The organism is Pseudomonas helleri, from assembly GCF_045830615.1.
GTDB classification, from domain to species: domain Bacteria; phylum Pseudomonadota; class Gammaproteobacteria; order Pseudomonadales; family Pseudomonadaceae; genus Aquipseudomonas; species Aquipseudomonas helleri.
The window spans coordinates 4,315,174-4,334,862 of sequence record NZ_CP174501.1 but is presented as its reverse complement, the minus strand read 5'-3'; the positions used below and the strand labels follow the sequence as shown (position 1 = coordinate 4,334,862).

Below are 19,689 nucleotides of genomic sequence, written 5' to 3'. Positions count from 1 at the left end.
CAGTTGGAATAAGAAAGGACTTCATGAAACGTCTGCTGCTAACTGCGGTTCTCGCCGTACTGATGATCGCCGAAGTTCACGCCGAGTCCTTCACTATCTCTGATATCCGTGTCAACGGGCTCCAGCGGGTTTCCGCCGGCAGCGTGTTTGGCGCGTTACCGCTGAACGTGGGTGAGGTAGCGGATGACCGCCGTTTGGTGGAATCCACTCGTGCGTTGTTCAAAACCGGGTTCTTTCAGGATATCCAACTGGGTCGTGATGGCAATGTGCTCGTCATTACGGTTGTCGAACGTCCTTCCGTCTCCAGCATCACCATTGACGGTAACAAGGCGATCTCCACTGATGACCTGATGAAAGGCCTGAAACAATCGGGCCTGGCTGAAGGCGAAATCTTCCAGCGTGCGACCCTTGAAGGTGTTCGTAACGAGCTGCAACGTCAGTATGTTGCCCAAGGCCGCTACTCGGCGACGGTAGACACCGAAGTGGTGCCTGAGCCGCGCAACCGCGTTGCCTTGAAGGTCAACATCAACGAAGGCACCGTTGCCTCTATCCAGCACATCAACGTGGTGGGTAACACGGTCTTCCCGGAATCTGACCTGGTTGATCTGTTCGAACTGAAAACCACCAACTGGTTGTCGTTCTTTAAGAACGACGACAAGTATGCGCGTGAAAAACTGTCGGGTGACCTGGAGCGTCTGCGTTCCTACTACCTCGATCGCGGCTATATCAACATGGATATCGCCTCGACCCAGGTATCGATCACCCCTGACAAAAAGAACGTCTACATCACGGTCAACGTGAACGAAGGCGAAAAATACAATGTCGGCTCGGTCAAACTGAGCGGTGACCTCAAGGTCCCGGAAGATCAGATCAAGTCGCTGCTGCTGGTTCAGCCAGGCCAGGTGTTCTCGCGCAAGCTGATGACCACCACCTCCGAGCTGATCACCCGTCGCCTGGGTAACGAAGGCTACACCTTCGCCAACGTGAACGGCGTGCCTCAGCCAGACCCGGAAAACCACACCGTCGCCATCACCTTCGTGGTCGATCCGGGCAAGCGTGCTTACGTGAACCGTATCAACTACCGCGGCAACACCAAGTCGGAAGACGAAGTGCTGCGTCGTGAAATGCGCCAGATGGAAGGCGGTTGGGCTTCTACTTACCTGATCGACCAGTCCAAGGTTCGCCTTGAGCGTCTGGGCTTCTTCAAGGAAGTGAACGTTGAAACTCCGGCAGTGCCAGGCACTGACGACATGGTTGACGTGAACTACGCTGTTGAAGAACAAGCGTCGGGTTCGATCACTGCCAGCGTCGGTTTTGCTCAGAGCGCCGGTTTGATCCTGGGTGGCTCGATTACCCAGAACAACTTCCTGGGTACGGGTAACAAGGTCAGCATTGGTCTGACCCGCAGCGAATACCAAAGCCGTTACAACTTCAGCTACGTTGACCCGTACTGGACGCCGGACGGTGTGAGCCTGGGCTACAACGTTTTCTACCGCACCACTGACTACAAAGAGCTGGACGTTGACGTTGCCAACTACTCGGTCGACAGCCTGGGTGCTGGCGTTACCATGGGCTACCCGATCAGCGATACCTCCCGTCTGACCTACGGCCTGACCGTTCAGCAGGATGAAATCAGCACTGGTCGTTACACCGTTGACGAGATCTTCGACTTCGTAAACCGTGAAGGTGACAAGTACCTCAACTTCAAGGCATCGATTGGCTGGTCCGAGTCGACCCTGAACAAAGGCGTGTTGCCAACCCGTGGTACGTCGCAGAGCCTGGTGCTGGAAACCACCATTCCTGGCAGCGACCTGCAGTTCTACAAACTGGACTATCGTGCACAGTTGTTCCAGCCGTTGAGCGATACCTTCACTGCTCGCCTGCACACAGAGTTGGGCTATGGTGATGGTTACGGTTCGACTGAAGGTCTGCCGTTCTACGAGAACTACTATGCGGGTGGTTTCAACTCGGTACGTGGCTTTAAAGACAGCGCACTGGGCCCTCGCAGTACGCCGAGTACCGGTAAGAACCCGGGTACGATTGCCGACCCGGATCAAGACCCGCTGCCGTTCGGTGGTAACGTGCTGATCCAGGGTGGTGTAGAAGTTCTGTTCCCGATGCCGTTTGTGAAGGATCAACGTTCCCTGCGTACTTCCGTATTCTGGGATGTGGGTAACGTGTTCGACACCAACTGCAAGGGCGAAACCAAGAATTGCGATATCAGCTTTAGCAATATGGCCAGTTCTGTGGGTGTAGGTGTGACATGGGTAACTGCGCTTGGCCCGCTGAGCTTCAGCTTGGCCATGCCGATCAAGAAACCGGATGACGCAGACACTCAAGTGTTCCAATTCTCCCTCGGCCAGACTTTCTAAAAGCCTGACTATAGATACAGACAACGGATTTTTTAGGAGTGCATCGTGCGTAAGTTGACTCAATTGGTTCTCCTGGCTTCGCTCTTGGCAGCGGGCCCGGCTTTTGCCGACATGAAAATTGCTGTGCTGAACTATCAAATGGCACTGCTTGAATCCGACGCTGCCAAGCGTTATGCCGTGGATGCCGAGAAAAAATTTGGCCCACAACTGACCAAGCTGAAAAACCTGGAAAGCAGCGCCAAGGGCATCCAGGACCGTCTGGTTAGCGGCGGCGACAAAATGCAGCAAGGCGAGCGTGAGCGTCTGGAGCTTGAATTCAAGCAAAAGGCCCGTGACTTCCAGTTCCAGTCCAAGGAACTGAACGAAGCCAAAGCCGTTGCTGACCGTGAAATGCTGAAACAGCTGAAGCCAAAACTGGACAGCGCTGTTGAAGAAGTCATCAAGAAAGGCGCCTTTGACCTGGTGTTCGAGCGTGGTGCTGTGATTGATGTAAAACCTCAGTACGACATCACTCGCCAAGTGATTGAGCGCATGAATCAGCTGAAGTAATTATGACCGCGACTATAAAACTCGGCCGATTGGCCGAGTTCCTCGGGGCCACCTTGCGTGGCTCCGCGGAGAAAGAAATTACTGGGCTGGCCACTTTGCAAGAGGCCGGCCCAGCTCAGTTGAGCTTTCTGGCTAACCCCCAATACCGTAAATACCTCGTTGACTGCCACGCTGGAGCGGTACTGCTCAAGGCGGCGGATGCCGAGGAGTACGCGGGGGATGCGCTGGTTGTGCCCGATCCTTACCTGGCGTATGCCCGAATCTCCCATTTGTTCGACCCCAAGCCCAAAGCCACTGCCGGGGTTCACCCTTCGGCTGTGATTGCGGACGATGCGGTGGTTGATCCAATGGCGAGCATCGGTGCGTTTGCGGTCATTGAGAGCGGTGCGCGAATCGCTGCCGGCGTCACCATTGGTGCGCATTGCTTTATCGGTGCGCGTTGCACCATCGGTGAAGACGGTTGGCTGGCACCTCGTGTGACCCTGTACCACGATGTGCATATCGGCAAGCGTGTGGTGATTCAGTCGGGTGCCGTGTTGGGTGGCGAAGGTTTTGGTTTCGCCAACGAAAAAGGCATTTGGCAGAAAATCGCTCAAATTGGCGGTGTGACCCTCGGTGATGATGTCGAAATTGGCGTCAACACGGCCATTGATCGGGGTGCTTTGGCCGATACGTTGATCGGCAATGGCGTCAAGCTGGATAACCAGATCCAGATCGCGCACAACGTTCAGGTGGGTGACCATACGGCGATGGCCGCGTGTGTAGGCATTTCCGGTAGTACTAAAATCGGTAAGCACTGCATGCTCGCAGGCGGAGTTGGTTTGGTCGGTCACATTGAAATTTGTGACAACGTGTTCTTGACTGGCATGACGATGGTGACGCATTCGATCACCGAGCCAGGAGCCTATTCTTCCGGTACTGCCATGCAGCCGGCTGCGGAGTGGCGCAAAAGTGCGGCACGCATACGTCAGCTGGATGACATTGCAAGACGGCTAAAACATCTGGAAAAGCGCGTCGGGGAAGTGACCCCGGACGGTAAAGCTTCTTCAGAGGGCTAGTACATTTTCCATATCAAGAGTGCATAGCCACTGGTTTGCTTCCTTGATTTGCTAGAGGAGCGCGCCTTAGTCGCGCGCGCCCAATCTTTATTACAGGCTTCCCCACGAAATGATGGACATCAACGAGATTCGCGAATATCTGCCCCACCGTTACCCGTTCCTGCTGGTGGACCGAGTGGTGGATCTGGATGTCGAGAACAAGCGCATTCGTGCCTACAAGAATGTCAGCATCAATGAACCTTTCTTCAATGGTCACTTCCCGGCGCACCCGATCATGCCGGGCGTCCTGATCATTGAAGCGATGGCTCAGGCCGCTGGCATTCTGGGTTTCAAGATGATGGATCTGAAGCCTTCCGACGGCACGCTCTATTATTTCGTCGGCTCCGACAAGCTGCGCTTTCGCCAGCCTGTACTGCCTGGGGATCAACTGATCCTTGAAGCCAAGTTCCTGAGCTGCAAGCGCTCCATCTGGAAATTTGAATGCCAGGCCACGGTTGACGGCAAGCCAGTGTGCTCGGCTGAGATCATCTGTGCGGAACGCAAACTATGAGTTTGATTGACCCTCGCGCAATCATCGATCCGACGGCCATTTTGGCCGACGACGTCGAGGTCGGCCCTTGGTCGATCATCGGCGCAGGTGTGGAAATCGGCGAGGGGACTGTGATTGGGCCGCATGTGATTCTTAAAGGCCCAACCAGGATCGGTAAACACAATCGCATCTACCAGTTTTCTTCGGTAGGCGAGGACACACCTGATCTGAAGTACAAAGGCGAAGAAACGCGCCTGGTGATTGGTGACCACAACGTTATTCGTGAAGGCGTCACCATTCACCGCGGCACCGTGCAGGACCGTGCTGAAACAACGCTGGGTGATCACAACTTGATCATGGCCTATGCCCACATCGGGCATGACAGCGTGATTGGCAACCACTGCATTCTGGTTAACAACGCCGCCCTGGCGGGCCATGTGCACATGGGTGACTGGGCGATCCTGTCCGGCTTCACGCTGGTTCACCAGTTCTGCCATATCGGTGCGCACAGTTTTTCGGGCATGGGCACTGCCATCGGTAAAGACGTTCCGGCGTTTGTCACCGTGTTCGGTAGCCCGGCCGAAGCGCGCAGCATGAACTTTGAAGGCATGCGCCGCCGTGGTTTCAGCGATGAAGCCATTCACGCCCTGCGCCGAGCTTACAAAGTGGTCTACCGACAGGGCCTTACCGTCGACCAGGCGCTGGCTGAACTGGCCGAACCGGCTGTGCAGTTCCCTGAAGTGGCGATGTTCGTCGAGTCGATCCGTTCGTCTACTCGCGGCATTACGCGCTAATCATGGCCAGATTGCGTATTGCTCTGGTGGCTGGCGAAGCCTCCGGTGACATTCTCGGCTCCGGTCTGATGCGTGCGCTCAAAGCCCGTCATGGGGATATCGAGTTCATTGGCGTCGGCGGTCCATTGATGGAAGCAGAGGGCATGAGCTCTTACTTCCCGATGGAGCGCTTGTCGGTCATGGGCCTGGTGGAAGTGCTTGGCCGCCTGCGTGAGCTGCTCAAGCGCCGCAAAGAGCTGGTTAAAACGCTGATTGCTGAAAAGCCTGACGTGTTTATCGGCATCGACGCCCCTGACTTCACCCTTAACATCGAGCTGCAATTGCGCCGTGCCGGGATCAAGACCGTGCACTACGTCAGCCCGTCGGTGTGGGCATGGCGTCAGAAGCGGGTGCTGAAAATTCGCGAAGGCTGCGACTTGATGCTCACGCTGTTCCCGTTTGAAGCCAAATTCTACGAAGAGAAGGGCGTGCCGGTGCGTTTTGTCGGCCACCCGTTGGCCGATGCCATCCCGCTTGAAGCTGATCGTGCTGCTGCGCGTGCTGAATTGGGCCTGCCCGATGGCCCGCTGATCGCCTTGATGCCCGGCAGTCGCGGCGGGGAAGTCGGCAAGCTGGGCGGTTTGTTTCTGGATGCTGCGCAGAAGGTCTATCAGGCGCGTCCTGAGGTCCGTTTTGTATTGCCGTGCGCCAATAACGCGCGTCGTATTCAGATTGAGCAATCGCTGGTGGGCCGTGACTTGCCGTTGACCTTGCTCGATGGCCGGTCACACCTGGCGCTGGCAGCCTGTGATGCGGTGTTGATCGCCTCCGGCACAGCGACCCTTGAGGCGCTGCTGTACAAACGGCCGATGGTGGTTGCGTATCGCTTGTCGTCGCTGACGTTCTGGATCCTCAAACGTCTGGTCAAAAGCCCGTACGTGTCGCTGCCCAACCTGCTGGCTCAACGCCTGTTGGTGCCTGAACTGTTGCAGGATGCTGCAACGCCAGATGCGCTGGCTGATACCGTCTTGCCTTTGCTGGATGGCGGTGAGGAACAAACACGCGGCTTTGACGAGATCCATCGCACATTGCGTCTCGACGCTTCCAATCAGGCCGCAGACGCGGTGCTGGGCCTGATCGCAAAATCTTAATGAGTACAGTGACTATGCAAATCGGATTGGACTTCAATCTGGTCAATCAGGTTGAAGACCTGGTTGCCGGCGTTGATGAAGTCGGTCGTGGCCCGTTGTGCGGTGCTGTGGTCACGGCAGCGGTCATTCTTGACCCGATGCGCCCGATCGCGGGCCTCAACGATTCGAAAAAACTGACCGAAGCGCGTCGTGAAAAGCTTTTCGATGAGATTCGCGAAAAAGCCCTGAGCTGGTGCATTGCGCGGGCTGAAGTCGAAGAAATCGACGAACTGAACATTTTGCACGCCACCATGCTGGCCATGCAGCGTGCGGTAGAAGGGCTGAGCATCACCCCTAAACTGGCGATGATTGACGGTAACCGCTGCCCCAAGCTGGCCATGCCGGCCGAAGCGGTGGTCAAGGGCGATAGCAAGGTCCCGGCCATTGCTGCCGCTTCGATTTTGGCCAAGGTCAGCCGTGACCGTGAGATGGCGGCCTTTGAGCTGCAATACCCCGGTTATGGTATCGGTGGGCACAAGGGTTACCCTACCTCCGTCCATCTGGAAGCCCTTGAGCGTTTGGGCCCGACGCCTATTCATCGACGCTCGTTCGGCCCGGTTCGCCGTGCGTACGAAGCGCGTGAAGGCCTTGCCAAGGTTTAGTCGCGAGGCTGATGTTTTTGCCAAGGCCCGGTACAATCCGGGCCTTGTTGTTTTCCAAAGCTGATAGACAGGATCACCATGCCGGCTTCATTCGTTCACCTGCGCCTGCACACTGAATACTCCCTGGTCGATGGCCTGGTGCGGATCAAACCGCTGATCAAAACCCTGGCCGGCATGAACATGCCCGCCGTAGCGGTGACCGATCAGAACAACATGTGTTCTCTCGTCAAATTCTATAAAACCGCCATGGGCGGCGGTATCAAGCCGATTTGTGGTGCCGACCTGTGGCTGTCGAACAAAGACCCGGATAACCCGCTGAGCCGTATCAGCCTGTTGGCGATGAATGCCGTGGGTTACCGCAACCTGACCGAGCTGATCTCGCGGGGCTTTATCGACGGTCAGCGCAACGGTCAGGTGATCATTGAGCGTGAGTGGGTCGCTGAAGCTGCCGACGGTTTGATCATGCTGTCGGCTGCCAAAGAGGGCGAGATCGGCCTGGCGCTGCTCAGCGGTAACGCCGAAGAGGCGCGCACCCTGGCGCTTGAGTGGATGACGGTGTTCCCCGAGCGCTTTTATCTCGAAGTTCAGCGCACCAGCCGTCCCAATGATGAAGAGCACCTGCACGCCGCCGTTGCGCTGGCCGATGAGATCGGTGCGCCATTGGTGGCCACCAACGATGTGCGCTTCATCAAGCAGCAAGATTTCGAGGCTCACGAAACTCGCGTATGCATTGGTGAAGGCCGGGCGCTGGATGACCCGCGTCGCTCCAAGAACTACAGCGACCAGCAGTACCTGAAAAGCGCCGAAGAAATGGCCGAGCTGTTCAGTGACCTGCCGGAGGCGCTGGCCAACACGGTCGAAATTGCCAAGCGCTGCAATATTGACGTGAAGCTGGGCACTCACTTCCTGCCCAACTTCCCGATTCCCGATGGCATGACCATCGATGAATATTTCCGCAAAGTGTCCTTTGAAGGTCTTGAAGAGCGCTTGACCGTTCTGCTGCCCAAAGACACCACCGAAGACTACGACGCCAAGCGTCAGGTGTACGTCGACCGGCTGAATTTCGAGCTGGATATCATCATCCAGATGGGGTTCCCCGGTTACTTCCTGATCGTAATGGACTTTATCCAGTGGGCCAAAAGCAACGGCGTGCCGGTGGGGCCTGGCCGGGGGTCGGGTGCCGGCTCGCTGGTAGCGTATGTGCAGAAGATCACCGACCTTGATCCGCTGGAATACGACCTGCTATTCGAACGATTCCTTAACCCGGAACGGGTATCGATGCCCGACTTTGACGTCGACTTCTGCATGGATGGTCGCGACCGGGTTATTGAGTACGTGGCCGAAAAATACGGTCGTAACGCCGTAAGCCAGATCATCACCTTTGGTTCGATGGCTGCGAAGGCGGTAATCCGCGACGTGGCGCGGGTTCAGGGCAAGTCTTACGGCCTGGCTGACCGCCTGTCGAAGATGATCCCGTTCGAAGTGGGCATGACCCTCGAAAAGGCCTTTGAGCAGGAAGAGATCCTGCGCGACTTCATTAAGGTCGATGAAGAGGCTGCCGAAATCTGGGAAATGGCGCGCAAGCTTGAAGGCGTTGTGCGTAACGTGGGTAAGCACGCCGGTGGTGTGGTTATCGCCCCGACCAAACTCACGGACTTCTCGCCGATTTACTGCGATGAAGAGGGTGGCGGTCTGGTCACCCAGTTCGACAAGGATGACGTTGAGTCGGCAGGTCTGGTGAAGTTCGACTTCCTCGGTCTGCGGACCCTGACGGTCATCGACTGGGCGCTGAAAACCATCAACCGTGACCGCGCCAAGGTCAATGAAGCGCCGCTGGACATCGCCTTTATCCCGCTGGACGACAAGCCCACGTACCAATTGCTGCAAAAAGCCGAGACCACTGCGGTGTTCCAGCTTGAGTCGCGCGGCATGAAAGAGCTGATCAAAAAGCTTAAGCCCGACTGTCTTGAAGACTTGATCGCACTGGTGGCCCTGTTCCGTCCGGGCCCGCTGCAATCAGGCATGGTTGATGACTTTATCAACCGTAAGCACGGTCGCGCCGAACTGGCGTACCCGCACTCTGACTACCAGTACGAAGGCCTCAAGCCGGTATTGGCGCCGACCTACGGCATCATCCTGTATCAGGAACAGGTGATGCAGATTGCTCAGGTCATGGCCGGTTACACCCTTGGCGGCGCTGACATGCTGCGTCGAGCCATGGGTAAGAAAAAACCCGAAGAAATGGCCAAGCAGCGCGGCGGTTTCATCGAAGGCTGTGGCAACAACAATATTGATGCCGACCTTGCCGGTAACATTTTCGACCTGGTAGAGAAATTTGCCGGTTATGGTTTCAACAAGTCTCACTCCGCTGCTTACGGTCTGGTGTCGTACCAGACGGCCTGGCTGAAAACTCACTACCCGGCACCGTTCATGGCCGCGGTACTGTCGGCGGATATGCACAACACTGACAAGGTTGTGACCCTGATCGAAGAAATTCGCAGCATGAAGCTGCGTCTTGATGCGCCGGATGTGAATGCCTCGGAGTTCAAGTTCACGGTGAACGACGAAGGCCGCATTATTTACGGCCTGGGCGCGATCAAAGGGGTGGGTGAGGGGCCGGTTGAAGCCATCACCGAAGCGCGCAAAGACGGCCCGTTTACTGATTTGTTCGATTTCTGTGCCCGTGTTGACCTCAAGCGGATCAACAAGCGTACTCTCGATGGTTTGATCCGCAGTGGTGCGTTGGACCGTCTTGGGCCGTATTTCTATGACGAGCCTAAGGCTTATCAGGCGCATATCGACCTGAACCGCGCGGTGTTGCTGACGGCGATGGAAGAGGCCATCAAGTCGGCTGAACAGACTGCGCGTACCCATGACAGTGGGCATGCCGATTTGTTTGGCGGTTTGTTTGTCGAAGAAGACGCGGATGTCTATGCCAACCACCGCAAGGCCAAGGAACTGACCCTCAAGGAGCGCCTCAAAGGTGAGAAAGACACCCTTGGGCTGTACCTGACCGGTCACCCGATTGATGAGTATGAAGGTGAGATCCGCCGCTTTGCCCGTCAGCGCATCATTGATCTGAAACCGGCGCGGGACACCCAGACTGTCGCGGGGATGATCATTGCCTTGCGCGTGATGAAGAACAAAAAGGGCGACAAAATGGGCTTTATCACCCTGGACGACCGTTCAGGGCGCATCGAAGCCTCGCTGTTTGCCGAGGCCTTCCATTCGGCGCAATCGCTGTTGCAGACTGATGCAATGGTGGTGGTCGAAGGTGAGGTCAGCAATGATGACTTCTCCGGCGGCCTGCGTTTGCGGGTCAAGCGCGTGATGAGCATGGAAGAAGCGCGCACCAGCCTGGCTGAAAGTTTGCGTCTGAAAGTGACGCAAGCGGCGCTCAAAGGCGATCAATTGCGCTTTTTGGGCGAGTTGTTCAAAAAACACCGTGGGGCGTGCCCGATCACCCTGGACTACACCGGCGCAGACGCCAAGGCTTTGCTGCAGTTTGGCGAAAGCTGGCGAATTGATCCGGCAGACAGCTTGATTCAAGCGTTGCGTGACCAGTTTGGGCGAGACAACGTCTTCCTCCAATACCGTTGACGGTCAGGGGCGATACACGCGCCCTGACCTCGACCTGAATTTTTAATCTCGACCTGAGAGCGCCTCTCCCTTAAGGTAGGCGCGATACAGATCAACCGGCTGCCCCAGTCGGGTTGGATTCACCAGCAAATGCTGGGCTTCAAACCCGCTGGCATGCTTTGCCGCCGACCCAAGACGGATGCTTATGAACCCGAATTTTCTTGATTTCGAACAGCCGATTGCTGACCTGCAAGCCAAAATCGAAGAGTTGCGCTTGGTCGGTAATGACAACTCGCTGAACATCAGCGATGAAATCTCTCGCCTGCAAGACAAAAGCAAAACGCTGACTGAAGATATTTTCGGCAAGCTGACCAGCTGGCAAATTGCTCGTCTGGCCCGTCACCCGCGTCGTCCTTACACCCTGGACTACATCGATCACATCTTCACCGAGTTCGACGAGTTGCACGGCGACCGTCACTTCTCGGATGACGCCGCCATCGTGGGCGGTATTGCGCGCCTGGATGACCAGCCCGTGATGGTGATCGGTCACCAGAAAGGCCGCGAAGTGCGCGAGAAGGTTCGCCGTAACTTCGGTATGCCGCGTCCAGAAGGCTACCGCAAGGCGTGCCGCCTGATGGAAATGGCCGAGCGTTTCAAAATGCCGATCCTGACGTTCATCGACACACCGGGTGCATACCCTGGGATCGACGCTGAAGAGCGCAACCAGAGCGAAGCGATTGCCTGGAACCTGCGGGTGATGGCCCGCTTGAAAACCCCGATCATCTCTACCGTTATTGGTGAAGGCGGCTCGGGCGGTGCATTGGCGATTGGTGTTTGCGACCAGTTGAACATGCTGCAGTACTCGACGTACGCGGTGATCTCGCCAGAAGGTTGCGCCTCGATTCTGTGGAAAACCGCCGAAAAAGCGCCGGACGCAGCAGAAGCCATGGGCATTACCGCTGAGCGCCTCAAAGGCCTGGGTATTGTCGACAAGATCATCACCGAGCCATTGGGCGGTGCGCACCGTGATCCGGCCGCAGCGTCTGCGACCATCCGTGGTGAGCTGCTGTCGCAATTGGACATGCTGAAAAAGCTGGACACCGAAACCTTGCTCAAGCGTCGTTATGACCGCCTGATGAGCTACGGTCTCTGATCAAAGCTTGCCCTCACCCCAACCCTCTCCCTGGGGGAGAGGGAGCTGATTAGCGGTGTTCTAGAGTTCGCATCCAGTCAGTTCCCCTCCCTCCGGGGGCTGCGCTGATTAGCGGTGTTCTAGAGTTCGCATCCGGTCAGTCCCCCTCCCTCTGGGGGAGGGCTAGGGTGAGGGGCTTTTGATCTGGACGGTGCTCGACATGCCCAACCTCTCAACGCAACTGCTTCAAGCCCTGACCCCCTGGCGCAACGCCAATGCCTGGCACGTCGCACTCTCTGGCGGCCTTGATTCAACCGTTCTGCTGCACCTGCTCGCCCATCTGCGTCAAACCCATTCGCTTCCTGCTCTGTCCGCCGTCCATGTGCATCATGGCTTGCAGGTGGTTGCTGATTCGTGGCCGGCGCATTGTCAGGTGCTGTGTGATTCGCTGGCTGTGCCGTTGCAGGTGGTCCAGGTGCAGGTCCGCCCTGGCGCAAGCCTTGAGCGCGCTGCACGAGAAGCGCGCTATCAGGCTTTTGAAGCCGTCACGCAGGCGGGCGAAGTCTTGCTGACGGGCCAGCACCGTGATGATCAGGCAGAAACCGTGTTGTTTCGCCTGTTGCGCGGGGCAGGGGTGAGCGGGGTGGCGGCCATGCCCCGTGAGCGGGTGCTGGGGCAGGGCCATTTGTGCCGTCCCTTGCTGGATGTCTCTCGCGCCGAGCTGGAAGCCTACGCGCGCGCGCACGGCTTGAGCTGGGTCGAAGACCCTTCGAACACCCAAACCGATTTTTCGCGTAACTACCTGCGCCATGAGGTTTTTCCAACCCTGACCAAGCGCTGGCCGCAAGCTGCTGCGAGCCTGGCGCGCACGGCTGCCCATTGTGCCGAGGCGCAAGGCTTGCTCGACGAGTTGGCGCAACAGGATCTCGCCGCCGCAACCCCGCACACCGAGTTCTCCTGGCTTGGCCTGCCGTCCTTGGCGCTGGCACCGATTGCCGGGCTTTCAGCGGCCCGTCAACGCAACGCGTTGCGCCATTGGCTGGCCGGCTTCACTCAACTGCCGGACACCGATCATTGGGCCGGCTGGGAAACCCTGCGCGATGCCCGCGAAGATGCGCAGCCGATCTGGACATTAGCCGATGGCCAGTTGCACCGGGCTGGCGGCCACCTCTGGTGGTTGAGCGGCGACTGGTTGCGTCAGCCTGTTGCGCCATTGGCGTGGGAGCAGACGGATTTGCCATTGAGCCTGCCGGGTAATGGTCAGTTACGTTTGCTCGGCGAGATTCCCGCAGGTCCTTTGCGCGTGAGCTATCGTCAAGGTGGTGAGGTGATGCAACTGGCGCAACGCGGGCATCGGGATCTTAAACGTTTGCTCAACGAGCACGGTGTACCCGGCTTTGTGCGTGGCAGATTGCCGCTGTTGTACCGCAATGAGCAGTTAATGGCGGTGGCAAACCTCCAGGGACTGGCTTGCGACCCCTGTGGGCGTTGGCAATTGCAGTGGTTGCCAACTTCCAGCGATCAAGGTTTGAGCTGAAAGGGGCTTTCCGGTAGACTACGCTCCCTTCTTGATACAACTTCTGTAAATTCACCGGAATTGCAGATGTTGCCGATTACCAAGCAGTCTTTGCTGGGCGATTTTAAAAAAATGTGTGGCTTGTATCGAACCGTTGGTCTCCATCGGTCTGTTTCAACGCAGCAGTTTTTCGAAAGGTGCACTGTGACTAATGCTGGTGATTGGGGGCTTCGGCCTTCCTTCGCTCTCCCCGGCGGCTCTGACCGCTTTAACGCAGACTTCTAGGGTTTTTCATGACGCGCTACATCTTCGTCACGGGCGGTGTTGTTTCTTCATTGGGGAAAGGCATTGCCTCGGCTTCATTGGCAGCCATCCTGGAGGCGCGGGGACTTAAGGTCACCATGCTGAAGCTGGACCCCTACATCAACGTTGATCCGGGCACCATGAGCCCGTTCCAGCACGGTGAAGTGTTCGTCACTCATGACGGCGCCGAGACCGACCTGGACTTGGGCCACTACGAGCGGTTCATCCGCACGACCATGACCCAGAACAACAACTTCACCACGGGCCGCGTTTACGAACACGTCCTGCGCAAGGAGCGCCGTGGTGATTACCTGGGGGCGACCATCCAGGTGATTCCGCACATCACTGACGAAATCAAGCGTCGGATCATCAAGGGCGCCGGCGATGCCGACGTAGCGATGGTCGAGATTGGCGGCACTGTGGGTGACATTGAGTCCCAACCGTTCCTCGAGGCTATCCGTCAGTTGCGCATCGAAGTGGGCGCCAAGCGCGCCATGCTGATGCACCTGACTCTGGTTCCGTACATCGCCACTGCTGGCGAAACGAAAACCAAACCAACGCAACACTCGGTTAAAGAATTGCGCTCCATCGGCCTGCAGCCAGACGTGCTGATCTGCCGTTCCGATCACCACGTTGATGTGTCTTCGCGTCGCAAGATCGCGCTGTTCACCAACGTTGAAGAGCGTGCGGTCATCTCTCTGGAAGACGCCGACACCATCTACAAGATCCCGGGCATGCTGCACGCTCAGGGCCTGGATGATTTCGTCGTTGAGCGTTTTGGCTTGCAGTGCAACAGCGCCGACCTGTCCGAATGGGACAAAGTGGTCGACGCCAAGCTCAACCCTGAGCGCGAAGTCACTATCGCCATGGTTGGCAAGTACATGGAACTGCTGGACGCGTACAAGTCGCTGATCGAAGCGATGAGCCACGCCGGTATTTCCAACCGTACCAAGGTCAACCTGCGTTACATTGACTCCGAAGACATCGAAAACAAAGGCACTGAACTGCTCGAAGGCGCTGACGCCATTCTGGTTCCGGGCGGCTTCGGTTTGCGCGGCGTAGAAGGCAAGATCACCGCGGTTCAATATGCTCGTGAGAACAAGGTGCCTTACCTGGGTATCTGCCTGGGCATGCAAGTGGCCGTAATCGAGTTCGCACGTAACGTGCTGGGCTGGAAAGACGCCAACTCCACCGAGTTCGATCGCAGCAGCGGCCACCCGGTTGTGGGCTTGATCACTGAGTGGGAAGACGCCACCGGTGCAGTCGAAACCCGTACCGAAACCTCTGATCTGGGCGGCACCATGCGTCTGGGCGCGCAGGACTGCCAACTGGCAGCCGGCTCCAAGGTTCATGATTGCTATGCCAAGGACGTGATTGTTGAACGTCATCGCCATCGCTATGAAGTGAACAACAACCTGCTGCCACAGCTGATCGAAGCGGGCCTGAAAGTGACCGGTCGTTCCGGTGACGGCGCGCTGGTAGAAGTGGTTGAAGCACCGGATCATCCTTGGTTCGTGGCGTGCCAGTTCCACCCGGAGTTCACCTCGACTCCTCGTGATGGTCACCCTCTGTTCAGCGGTTTCGTTAAAGCAGCATTGGCGCAACACGAGAAGAAGGCTTAATCAGCATGGCGCAAAAAATTATCCGCGTAGGCAATATCGACATTGCCAACGACAAGCCAATGGTCTTGTTCGGTGGCATGAACGTGCTGGAAAGCCGTGATATGGCCATGCAGGTGTGCGAAGAATACGTACGTGTTACCGAAAAGCTCGGTATCCCTTACGTATTCAAGGCCAGTTTCGACAAGGCTAACCGTTCATCGATCAACTCTTACCGTGGCCCCGGCCTGGAAGAGGGCATGCGGATTTTTCAGGACATCAAGCAAGCGTTTGGTGTGCCGGTGATCACCGACGTCCACGAGCCTGCGCAAGCAGCCGTGGTCGCCGAGGTCTGCGACATCATCCAGTTGCCGGCTTTCCTGTCGCGCCAGACTGACCTGGTTGTGGCCATGGCCAAGACCGGTGCCGTGATCAACATCAAAAAAGCCCAATTCCTTGCTCCTCAGGAAATGAAGCACATCCTGAGCAAGTGCGAAGAAGCGGGCAACGATCAGTTGATCCTCTGTGAGCGTGGCTCAAGCTTTGGCTACAACAACCTTGTGGTCGACATGCTGGGCTTCGGCATCATGAAGCAATTTGAATACCCGGTCTTTTTCGACGTGACCCACGCGCTGCAAATGCCCGGTGGTCGCTCCGATTCTGCCGGTGGTCGTCGTGCCCAGGTCACTGACCTCGCCAAGGCTGGCATCAGCCAGGGCCTGGCGGGGCTGTTCCTTGAGGCGCACCCGGATCCTGACAATGCCAAATGCGATGGCCCTTGCGCCTTGCGTCTGGACAAGCTTGAGCCTTTCCTGGCTCAACTGAAGTCGCTGGATGAGTTGGTTAAAAGTTTTCCGACAATAGAAACGGCCTGATCCGCTTTTCTCCGGTAAAGTACCGCACGATTTCTCGGGCCCTTGTGGCCCGGGCTTTATCGTCCGCAAGGCTGCCCGTTTTTCGATCCTTGCCGGCGATAACCAGATTTCCCTCAGCTGCGTCGTTTTCGTCAACTTTGGAGTGCTTACAACAATGGCAAAAATCGTCGACATCAAAGGTCGTGAAGTTCTCGACTCCCGTGGCAATCCCACTGTGGAAGCCGACGTGCTTCTCGACAACGGCATCATCGGCAGTGCTTGCGCGCCTTCCGGTGCTTCCACTGGCTCGCGCGAAGCGTTGGAGCTGCGTGATGGCGACAAGAGCCGTTACCTGGGCAAAGGCGTGCTGAAAGCGGTTGCCAACATCAACGGCCCGATTCGCGACTTGCTGCTGGGTAAAGACCCAGTTGATCAAAAAGCGCTGGACCACGCGATGATCGCGCTGGACGGCACTGAAAACAAAGGCTCGCTGGGCGCTAACGCAATCCTGGCGGTGTCTCTGGCAGCAGCCAAGGCTGCAGCTCAGGACCAGGACCTGCCGCTGTACGCGCACATCGCCAACCTTAACGGCACGCCGGGTGTTTACTCGATGCCGGTTCCGATGATGAACATCATCAACGGTGGCGAACACGCTGATAACAACGTCGATATCCAGGAGTTCATGGTTCAGCCAGTTGGCGCCAAGACCTTCTCCGACGCACTGCGCATGGGCACCGAAATCTTCCATCACCTCAAAGCTGTGCTCAAGGCCCGTGGCCTGAACACCGCAGTAGGCGACGAAGGTGGTTTCGCACCTAACCTGGCGTCCAACGAAGATGCACTGAAAGTGATCTCCGAAGCGATCGCCAACGCCGGTTACACCCTGGGCACTGACGTGACCCTGGCACTGGACTGCGCGGCCAGCGAATTCTACGAAGACGGCAAATACAACCTGTCCGGCGAAGGTCAGGTGTTCAGCTCCGAAGGTTTCGCCGAGTACCTCAAAGGTCTGACTCAGCGCTACCCGATCATCTCCATCGAAGACGGTCTGGACGAGTCTGACTGGGATGGCTGGAAGATCCTGACCGACAAAATCGGTGAGAAAGTTCAGCTGGTAGGTGACGACCTGTTCGTGACCAACACCAAGATCCTGAAAGAGGGCATCGATAAAAACATCGCCAACTCGATCCTGATCAAGTTCAACCAGATCGGCACCCTGACCGAAACTCTGGAAGCCATCCAGATGGCCAAGGCCGCTGGTTACACCGCTGTGATCTCGCACCGTTCCGGTGAAACCGAAGATTCCACCATTGCCGACCTGGCCGTGGGCACCTCGGCTGGCCAGATCAAAACCGGTTCCCTGTGCCGTTCGGACCGCGTTTCCAAGTACAACCAATTGCTGCGTATCGAAGAGCAATTGGGTGCTAAAGCCAAGTACAACGGTCGTGGCGAGTTCCGCGGCTAAGCAGTTGGTGGTAAAAAGACAACAGGTTGTGTCAGAAAACTCGCCATCGTGGGTGTTTTGACACTAACCTGATGCTTATCAAGTACAAGCCTGGTTCTTCCAGGCTTTGTACTGTTGGTTGTTTACGTTTGTCGGCATGGCTGTCTTTTCACTGGATACCTGATATTCGATGCGCAGTCCCAATTGGTTGTTCCTCATTTTGCTCTTGCTTCTGGCTGGCCTGCAGTATCGCCTGTGGGTGGGGAATGGGAGTTTGGCGCAGGTGACAGATCTGACGCAGCAAATTGCTGATCAGCATGCTGAAAACGAAGTGCTGTTGGAGCGTAACCGCGTGCTGGATGCGGAAGTCCTTGAGTTGAAAAAAGGCATGGAGACCGTTGAAGAACGGGCCCGCCATGAATTGGGAATGGTTAAAGAGGGCGAAACCCTCTACCAGTTGGCCCAATGAGAATCGCATCACCGGCCTTTTGGGCCGTGATTCCTGCTGCGGGCGTGGGTGCCCGTATGGCCGCAGACCGTCCCAAGCAATATTTGCAGTTGGGCGGGCGCAGTATTCTTGAACACAGCCTTGGCTGTTTCCTTGATCACCCCGGCCTTAAAGGTTTGGTGGTCAGTCTGGCGTTTGATGATCCGTTCTGGCCCTCTTTGCGATGTGCTGCCGACCCGCGTATTGCCCGGGTTGACGGTGGCCGCGAGCGTGCCGATTCGGTGTTGAACGCCTTGTTGTACCTGCATGCGCAGGGCGCCAGTGATGATGACTGGGTGCTGGTGCACGATGCCGCGCGACCTAATTTGTCACGCGAAGACCTCGACAAGCTGCTCTACGAGCTGGCAGATGATCCGGTCGGTGGTTTGCTGGCGGTTCCGGCGCGGGACACGCTCAAGCGCGTGGACAAAAATGGCCGGGCAGTCGAAACCGTCGACCGCAGCTTGATCTGGCAGGCCTACACGCCGCAGATGTTTCGGTTGGGTGCGCTGCACCGCGCCTTGGCTGACAGCCTGGTGTCGGATGCGACCATTACCGACGAGTCCTCGGCAATGGAATGGGCGGGGCAGGCGCCACGCCTGATCGAAGGCCGTTCAGACAACATCAAAGTCACCCGCCCCGAAGACCTTGAATGGCTGCGGCTGCGCTGGGCTAACCGCTGATCCCCGCGTAGGAGCGAGCTTGCCTCGCGATCTTTTGATCTTTTAAAAGATCGCGAGGCAAGCTCGCTCCTACACAGGTTTCTATGGTCCCGAATACTCCTCCCGCTTGGCCAAGCCTGCCTTCAGGTAATCCACCAGCTTTCTGACTTTGGGTGACAAGTGCCGTTGTTGCGGGTACAGCGCCCACACCGCGGTATTGGGTGGCTGGTGCGCATCGAGCAACGACACCAGCGCCCCGGTCTTCAAATGCTCCAGCACGTAATAGTCCGGTAGCTGACACAGGCCAACCCCCAATAACGCCGCGTCCAATACCGCCTGCCCACTGTTGCAGCGCCAATTGCCTTGCACCCGCTGCGAAAATTCTCGCCCATCCTGCTCCAGTTGCCAGATGTCCGAACTGCCAATCAGGCAGTTGTGACGGCTCAATTCCGACAAACTGTGGGGCCGCCCGTATCGTTCCAGATACGACGGTGACGCGCACACGTACATGCGCCTGGGGGCCAGACGGGTGGCGACCAGGCTTGAGTCATGCAGTCGGCCCAGCCGGATCGCCAGATCGAGGCTTTCGTGTACGAGGTCCAGTGGCCGGTTGGTCAGTTCAATGTCGACCCGCAATTGTGGGTATACGCCCATAAAACGCGTCACCAAGGGCACGATAAAACGTTCGCCATAGGCTACGGCACAGGTCATGCGCAGCATGCCTTTGGGCTCGCTGGTCAGGTCACCGATGGCACGCAGTGCTTCTTCGCGGCCATCTTGCAGACGCTGGCAGTGCTGCAAAAAGGTTTGCCCGGCTTCGGTCAGCGTGACCCGTCGGGTACTGCGGTAGAACAGACGGGTCTGCAAGCGTTCTTCAAGGCGCGCCACCTGGCGGCTGATGTGCGAAGACGATACGCCCAAGCGCTCTGCCGCCGCTGTGAATTGGCCACACTCAGCCACCGCGACAAATTCGTCTATACCTTCCCAACGGTTTTCGTTCACGGTTGATTATCCCTGTAGAGCAATAATGTTTTGCTTTTG

Annotated in this window: 16 protein-coding genes; 15 read left to right on the top strand and 1 reads right to left on the bottom strand. The window is 57.1% G+C overall.

All coding sequences use genetic code 11. The annotated features are described in order from the left end of the window. The first annotated feature begins 23 nt into the window (after positions 1-23). From bamA to ispD, 15 genes are all read left to right on the top strand, one after another. Positions 24-2,372: an outer membrane protein assembly factor BamA gene (gene bamA / locus ACJJU9_RS19580; protein WP_153326192.1), complete on the top strand. Its 2,349-nt coding sequence runs from the start codon at positions 24-26 to the stop codon at positions 2,370-2,372. 45 nt (positions 2,373-2,417) lie between these two features. After that, positions 2,418-2,921, top strand: a complete 504-nt coding sequence (locus ACJJU9_RS19575; protein WP_048368091.1) for an OmpH family outer membrane protein — start codon at positions 2,418-2,420, stop codon at positions 2,919-2,921. A 2-nt stretch (positions 2,922-2,923) separates the two neighbouring features. Beyond that, complete coding sequence (lpxD, locus tag ACJJU9_RS19570) at positions 2,924-3,979, top strand: UDP-3-O-(3-hydroxymyristoyl)glucosamine N-acyltransferase (RefSeq protein WP_048368090.1); 1,056 nt, start codon at positions 2,924-2,926, stop codon at positions 3,977-3,979. 109 nt (positions 3,980-4,088) lie between these two features. Then, positions 4,089-4,529 (top strand): 3-hydroxyacyl-ACP dehydratase FabZ, encoded by a 441-nt coding sequence (fabZ, locus tag ACJJU9_RS19565; protein WP_048368088.1) that lies wholly within the window; start codon positions 4,089-4,091, stop codon positions 4,527-4,529. Beyond that, positions 4,526-5,302 (top strand): acyl-ACP--UDP-N-acetylglucosamine O-acyltransferase, encoded by a 777-nt coding sequence (gene lpxA / locus ACJJU9_RS19560; RefSeq protein ID WP_048368087.1) that lies wholly within the window; start codon positions 4,526-4,528, stop codon positions 5,300-5,302. Before fabZ ends, lpxA begins: the two co-directional genes overlap by 4 nt. Positions 5,303-5,304: 2 nt before the next feature. Then, positions 5,305-6,432 carry a lipid-A-disaccharide synthase gene (lpxB, locus tag ACJJU9_RS19555; RefSeq protein WP_153390085.1) on the top strand — a complete coding sequence of 376 codons (1,128 nt, stop codon included), beginning with the start codon at positions 5,305-5,307 and terminating at the stop codon, positions 6,430-6,432. Positions 6,433-6,446: 14 nt separating this feature from the next. Next, positions 6,447-7,073 carry a ribonuclease HII gene (rnhB, locus tag ACJJU9_RS19550; protein WP_123749725.1) on the top strand — a complete coding sequence of 209 codons (627 nt, stop codon included), beginning with the start codon at positions 6,447-6,449 and terminating at the stop codon, positions 7,071-7,073. 78 nt (positions 7,074-7,151) lie between these two features. Continuing rightward, positions 7,152-10,673 (top strand): DNA polymerase III subunit alpha, encoded by a 3,522-nt coding sequence (gene dnaE, locus ACJJU9_RS19545; protein ID WP_048385552.1) that lies wholly within the window; start codon positions 7,152-7,154, stop codon positions 10,671-10,673. Between the two features lie 184 nt (positions 10,674-10,857). Beyond that, on the top strand, positions 10,858-11,805 hold the full coding sequence (gene accA / locus ACJJU9_RS19540) for an acetyl-CoA carboxylase carboxyl transferase subunit alpha (protein WP_048368083.1): 948 nt from the start codon (positions 10,858-10,860) through the stop codon (positions 11,803-11,805). 199 nt (positions 11,806-12,004) lie between these two features. Next, positions 12,005-13,321: a tRNA lysidine(34) synthetase TilS gene (gene tilS, locus ACJJU9_RS19535; RefSeq protein WP_407729341.1), complete on the top strand. Its 1,317-nt coding sequence runs from the start codon at positions 12,005-12,007 to the stop codon at positions 13,319-13,321. Between the two features lie 272 nt (positions 13,322-13,593). Then, on the top strand, positions 13,594-15,225 hold the full coding sequence (locus tag ACJJU9_RS19530) for a CTP synthase (RefSeq protein ID WP_048368080.1): 1,632 nt from the start codon (positions 13,594-13,596) through the stop codon (positions 15,223-15,225). A 5-nt stretch (positions 15,226-15,230) separates the two neighbouring features. Next, entirely contained in the window at positions 15,231-16,076 is an 846-nt protein-coding gene (kdsA, locus tag ACJJU9_RS19525) for a 3-deoxy-8-phosphooctulonate synthase (protein WP_048368078.1), read from the top strand. 154 nt (positions 16,077-16,230) lie between these two features. Then, positions 16,231-17,520 (top strand): phosphopyruvate hydratase, encoded by a 1,290-nt coding sequence (eno, locus tag ACJJU9_RS19520; protein WP_048368076.1) that lies wholly within the window; start codon positions 16,231-16,233, stop codon positions 17,518-17,520. 169 nt (positions 17,521-17,689) lie between these two features. Further along, on the top strand, positions 17,690-17,968 hold the full coding sequence (gene ftsB / locus ACJJU9_RS19515) for a cell division protein FtsB (protein WP_003440483.1): 279 nt from the start codon (positions 17,690-17,692) through the stop codon (positions 17,966-17,968). Next, positions 17,965-18,669 carry a 2-C-methyl-D-erythritol 4-phosphate cytidylyltransferase gene (gene ispD / locus ACJJU9_RS19510; protein ID WP_048368073.1) on the top strand — a complete coding sequence of 235 codons (705 nt, stop codon included), beginning with the start codon at positions 17,965-17,967 and terminating at the stop codon, positions 18,667-18,669. The genes ftsB and ispD overlap by 4 nt, the downstream gene beginning before the upstream one ends. A gap of 81 nt (positions 18,670-18,750) precedes the next feature. Here the strand turns inward: ispD and ACJJU9_RS19505 are convergent, their stop codons facing one another. Then, positions 18,751-19,650 carry a LysR substrate-binding domain-containing protein gene (locus ACJJU9_RS19505; RefSeq protein ID WP_407729340.1) on the bottom strand — a complete coding sequence of 300 codons (900 nt, stop codon included), beginning with the start codon at positions 19,648-19,650 and terminating at the stop codon, positions 18,751-18,753. Between the last annotated feature and the right edge of the window lie 39 nt (positions 19,651-19,689).